Origin of the sequence: Marinitoga sp. 1138 (genome assembly GCF_013363265.1) — a bacterium.
Taxonomy (GTDB): Bacteria; Thermotogota; Thermotogae; order Petrotogales; family Petrotogaceae; genus Marinitoga; species Marinitoga piezophila.
In genome coordinates this window covers 1-5,913 of sequence record NZ_LBFA01000004.1, presented here as the reverse complement: position 1 = coordinate 5,913, position 5,913 = coordinate 1, and the positions used below count along the sequence as shown (strand labels likewise).

General features: G+C 23.8%; 5 protein-coding genes. 3 read left to right on the top strand and 2 right to left on the bottom strand.

Going from position 1 to position 5,913, the window contains the following annotated elements:
- Window positions 1–4 precede the first annotated feature (4 nt).
- Entirely contained in the window at window positions 5–1,381 is a 1,377-nt protein-coding gene (locus XO11_RS01585) for an ATP-binding protein (protein ID WP_175418066.1), read from the bottom strand.
- Between the two features lie 308 nt (window positions 1,382–1,689).
- Here XO11_RS01585 and XO11_RS01580 point away from each other — a divergent pair, with 308 nt between their 5' ends.
- Window positions 1,690–2,382, top strand: coding sequence for a DNA alkylation repair protein (locus XO11_RS01580; protein WP_041638700.1), 693 nt, complete (start codon window positions 1,690–1,692; stop codon window positions 2,380–2,382).
- A 154-nt stretch (window positions 2,383–2,536) separates the two neighbouring features.
- Window positions 2,537–3,907: an ATP-binding protein gene (locus tag XO11_RS10705; protein ID WP_368494354.1), complete on the top strand. Its 1,371-nt coding sequence runs from the start codon at window positions 2,537–2,539 to the stop codon at window positions 3,905–3,907.
- 96 nt (window positions 3,908–4,003) lie between these two features.
- On the opposite strand, the gene XO11_RS01570 is transcribed toward XO11_RS10705, so the two are convergent.
- Window positions 4,004–5,425 (bottom strand): hypothetical protein, encoded by a 1,422-nt coding sequence (locus XO11_RS01570; RefSeq protein WP_175418064.1) that lies wholly within the window; start codon window positions 5,423–5,425, stop codon window positions 4,004–4,006.
- Window positions 5,426–5,720: 295 nt separating this feature from the next.
- Here XO11_RS01570 and XO11_RS10590 point away from each other — a divergent pair, with 295 nt between their 5' ends.
- Window positions 5,721–5,852, top strand: coding sequence for a hypothetical protein (locus XO11_RS10590; RefSeq protein WP_255370589.1), 132 nt, complete (start codon window positions 5,721–5,723; stop codon window positions 5,850–5,852).
- Window positions 5,853–5,913: the final 61 nt, after the last annotated feature.

Sequence of the window (5,913 nt, the reverse complement as noted above, 5' to 3'; positions counted from 1 at the left end):
ATAATTAATTTACACAGTATTTTGGATAGTCCCAAAAATCTTCAGGGGTAAGCAAAAATAAATTTTTATCTTTTAAACTAAGTAAATCTTCTGCAAATCCGCTTTTAGAAAAAATCACAAACTTCTTATTTTTATTTCCGTAATTTACAAATTCGCTTCTCAATTTTAATTTATCATAAATGGATAAATCAACTTTTTTGTTATTCCATTTACATTCGCCGAAAAGTATATTATTCTCATCATAAGCTACAATGTCAATATCATACGACTCATTTTTCTTATAAGGAACCCGTCCCCATACTTTTCCAATATTTTCAGGTATAAAGTCAAATAATTGAGGATTTTCCTGGATAAAAGTTTTACATATCTCTTCAAATTGAAAACCCATATATGTATTAAATTCATTATAAATCTTTTTAATTGCCTTTTCAGGAAAAAATTCAATTAAAGAGTAATTTCTATAAATATGATAAAAAAAGAAATTATAAAACTTATCCTTTATAGAATAACGAATATCTTTATTTTTCTTTGAAAACAACGATTTTTCTCTTGAAATGATTTCGTATATATCGCTCAATTCATTTAAATATTTTGGCAGACTTGTTTGTGGGATTTTAGAAATATCCTTTATTTCAGATGTTGTTTTCATGCCACCAGCAAGTGCTTCAAGAATTGAAAAATATGACTTATGTTCAGAGCCGAATTCGCTTATTAAAATATTCTTGGCTTCTTCTCGTAAAGGGGAAAAATCATCAATAAAAATATCATAAATTAAACTTTTTATATCTTTTTTTTCTTTAAAAAGCCATAAATATTTTGGAATTCCTCCTACCATCCCATAAATTTCCAGAGATTCAATAATATCGTATCCAAAATCTTTAAGCATAATAAGAGAATCTTTTAATGAAAAATCTTTTATTTTCAAAAAATAATCACTTCGCCCAAATAATGGCATCTTTTCTTCCATAAATATTTTTTTAATCATTCCAACATATGAACCTAAAACAATTAATTTAATATTATTTTCAGTATCATCCCAGGCATGTTGAAAAGCATATAAAATTTCCGGATTGATTTTATAGAAATTTTGAAATTCATCAAAAATAACATAATCATATTTTTCAAACAGCTCTGTAAATAAATCATACCAACGCATATATATACTTTTTGAAAAAGCTAAACTTAACTCTTTTAACAGTGTTTCTTCCTTTTTTACTTCAACAAAATAATAGAATGAATTATATTCATTTTTAAAAGCTTTTTTAATTAATGTAGTCTTTCCAATTCTTCTTCTTCCATATAAAACAATAAATTTTTTATCTTTAGAATTCTTAATTTTTTCAAAAAAATCCAATTCCTTTTTTCTATTATAGAATTTCATATTCTCACCTCGGTATTATACTAATCAGTATTATACTATATATAATTATACTATCCAGTATAATTATATACCGTTTAAATTTATTTGTCAATAGAAATATTACTTTAAAATGATAAAATAAAATTGGAATATAGTCAAAATTTTTTAATATTATTATTGACTTTATTCCAGAAAAATTATGATATTATATAAGAATATAGAATTTAATCTAAAAAGAAAGTGGTTAAATTGGAGTTTTTTAAAAACTTATCAAGAAGTTAAAAAAGAGAAGTGTTATGAAAAAAATTAAATTTTTTGGTGGTGATATAATGGGAAGAATTGAAAAAATCATTTCTGAAATATCTGAATTTAAAAATAGTGAAAGAGCCGAACATTCTCAAAAGTATTTTAAAGGTAATGATGGGTATGGAAAAGGAGATAAATTTTTGGGAATAAAAGTTCCTATTATAAGAAGATTTGCAAAAAAATACAAAGATTTAGATTTTTCAGAAATTGAGAAATTTTTAAATTCTGAATATCATGAATTTAGATTATTAGCTCTTTTTATATTGACACACAAATATAAAAAATATCCTGATAAAGTAGTAGAAGTATATCTAAAAAATATTGATAATGTAAACAATTGGGATCTTGTAGATAGTTCTGCACCACACATTTTAGGTGCATATTTATATGAAAAGGATAAAAGTCTTCTGTATGATTTTGCGAAGTCAAATAATTTATGGAAGCAAAGGATAGCCATCTTATCAACTTTTTATTTTATTAAAAGGAATGATTTTAGTGATGCACTTAGAATATCTGAAATTCTTATTAATCATGAACATCATCTAATTCATAAAGCAGTTGGATGGATGTTACGTGAAATAGGAAAAAGAAATAAAAAAGTTGAAGATGAATTTTTAAAGAAATATTATGAGAAAATGCCGAGAACAATGTTAAGATATGCAATTGAAAAGTATCCAGAAACTGAAAGAAAAAAATATTTGAAAGGTGAAGTTTAAAAATTTCTAAGAAATTATAGACTTGTCAGAATAAAAACAAGCTGAGATTTTTCAGCTTGTTTTTTTATTTAGATTTTTATGATATAATTATAAGTGTTATTATACTAATTTAAATTATACTAATCTAGTTTAGTATAATTAATTGTGAGGTGATATTATTTTTATAGACAGATTTGAAGAAAGAGAATTTTTTGAAAAGATATTAAATTCAAATAAAAAAGAGGTATTTGTATTATATGGTCGTCGAAGAATAGGAAAGAGTTTTTTATTAAAAGAAGTTACAAAAAATAAAAACATATTATATTATACAGCTAGAAAAATTTCTCCAAAAGAGCAATTAAAAACATTTTCCAATAAAGTTGGAGAATTTTTGAAATTTGGAAAAATATCTTTTGAAAATTGGGAAGATGCTTTTAGGGTTTTATTCGAATATTCAAATAGAGAAAGTATAATCATGGTTCTTGATGAATTTCAATATTTAGTTGAAAAAAATCAGGAAATACTTTCTATATTACAATTATTAATTGATGAGTTTGTATCATCAAAAATGAAATTAATCCTATGTGGTTCGAGCATAAGTTTTATGGAAGGTATTTTAAGTTATAATAATCCATTATATGGTAGAAAAACAGGAAATCTAAAATTAAATCCCATAGCCTTTAAAGATATTAATTTATTTATTCCAGATAATGATTATCATTCATTAATGACAATTTATTCCATTATTGGTGGAATTCCATATTATCTTCAATTGTGGAATAGTCAATTAGATATATTAAAAAACATAGAAAATTTATTTTTAACTCTTGGGGCACCCTTAAAAGAAGAGCCATATTTTATTTTAACACAGGAATTAAGAGAAACATCTATTTATCAATCAATTCTTGAAGCAGTCGCCAGTGGAAAAACAAGAATTAACGAAATAACCTCATTTATTGGTGAAACCGATTCAAGAAGGATACAGCCTTATTTAAAATCATTGCAGCTTTTAAAAATAGTAAAAAGGGAATATCCTGCTTTTACTAAAAATCCACATAGAATAAAGAACTTTATATATAAAATCGATGATCAATTATTTAATTTCTGGTATAGATACATTTTCCCACATAAAGATAGTGTTGATTTAAATGATTATTCCAATGTTATTGAAATTATAAAAAATGATTTGACGCAATATGTTTCTTTTGAGTTTGAAAAACAAAGCATAATATTTTTGAAAGAAAAATTTAATCTTGCTGAAGCAGGTAATTATTGGAATAAAAATATTGAAATAGATATGCTTGGAAAGGATTTTGAAAATAAAATATATGCTGCAGAAATAAAATGGAGAAATAGGAAGATGAATATAAAAGATTTTTATAACCTAAAATTCAAAACAGAAAAATCTAAAATAAGTGTGGATAATTTTATTTTGGTATCAAAAAGCGGATTTGAAGAAAATCTAATTTCATTGGCCAAAGAAGAAAAAATTACACTTATAGAATTTACAAAAGAAAAGGGATGGAAAATTGTAAATATCAAGTAACCTTGGAAAGAACCAATTTATTTTACCATATACAGAGGATTATATAATTGAGAAAATTTAATAGATATAATAAAATCCCTATTTATAGGGATTTTGTTATAAGAATTTATCAATAATCTCATCAATCAAAATTCTTTCGTCATCTTCAAAAGAGTAATAACCTAAAGCAATTCTTTTTTGACCAAGACCATATTTAATTGCAAAATCACGAATCTTGCTTTTTGGATAAGGAGTAATGGACCATTTAATATCGTATCGAACGCAATTTCTTAAAAACACATCAAAAACTTTCATTTCCTCATCACTGAGCTTAAAATAATTAAAAACAAACTCCTTAAAGTTCTTTGGTTTCTTAAAAAGCTCAGTGATGAGTTTTTTTCTTGCTAAATAGAATAAACAGCCTTCGGCAGTCTGAGGATTATTATTTTTATTCAGTAAATTATCTATGAGAATTTTCTCATGAAAATTCTCCATCATAACATTAAAAAAATACATCTTCTCATAATTAGCAGAGAAGAATTTAATAATCTTATTTTTATCTCCTTCAAAAGTCAATTTCAAAATATGACTCTTTGTAAAAAATGGTTTTTCTATTAATGCTGTATATGCTGAGAAGAATAATATTGGGATATTTACTTCTTTTTGTTTTCTAAATTTAATAGTATTTTCTTTAAAATTCTTCTTTATTTCTTTTTCAAATTCTTTTGAATAAAAGCTTCTATTAAACTTCTTATCGAGATTTACTTCAGGAAAAATCTTTTTTAGTTCATTTACTATATTACATATTTCAGAAATACGCATATCATTATTAATCTTTTTTACTTCAAAAATAGTATCAAACCAGTTATAAATATAATTTAAATCCTCAAAATAGTAACCAATATAATACTCCAATAACTCAGCAGCAATCAAAGCCTTCTTTTTATCTACTTTTTTTATCCACCATGCTGCACCATTTAAACCATTACACATCATAGTTGGATGTGGAAAGTCTTTTGCAAGAAAATATCCTTCTATAAATAAATAATATGCTTTGTTGTAATTTTCTTTTTTTATTTCTTTTCTTGCTTCTGAATATTTTATTATTGATTGTTGATTTTTATATTCTTTGTATTTTTGACTATAAATTCTCAGATTTTCATTTATTTCCAACCTTTCAATTAAAAGATTTAATCCTGGAATTATTAGATTCCTTGCATAATCTGGAAGAGAAGGTAAATTGTTTTTGAGTATATTAATTTCTTCAATCATATTGTTTTTCTTCTTTTTTAAAGACAATATCCATATCTTTTCAAATCTTGCAAGCTCTCTCAATATTGTTGTTGTTGTTGTTGAAATAACTTTATCAGCATATTTAAAAGCATTTCTATATTTTGAATCCCATATTGATTTTAATAGTAATAAATAGTATTTTACACTTTCCTCTTTGAGTATATCCAGTAAATAATTAATTATAGTTCTTGAAAATGAACCATATTGAACTATGAAAATAATATCTTTTAATTTATACTCATTCAAAATATCACCTTCTTAAAATAACTTTTACCATATCGTATTTTTTTATTTACAGCGCTAATTTATTACAATTAAATTACGGACTATATTAGTAGAAAAATTCAAATAATACTCTAATTATCATAAAATATTAATTTAAATTATGTAATAAAATATTAAAAATACTAATAAAATAAGCGATTTTTTAAAAGTTGTTTTGGTACCTTCTGAAATATTGAAATAAACATATTTACAGAAGCCGAAAAATGACTTGAAAACCATGTTAGAAATGGTAAAATCAAAAATGGAGGTGGAAAATATGAAAAAAATCACTATATTAATAATCATAGGAATAGTAATATTTTCAACAATGGTATTTGCAGGTGATAATAATAAAGATTATGCCACACATTCAACCAATCCTCAAATCCAAATTGAATTTTCTGAGTAGTTAGATAGAATCTATTTTCTATTTTATATCTACGTAGATATTATATCAAAAATTTAAATTT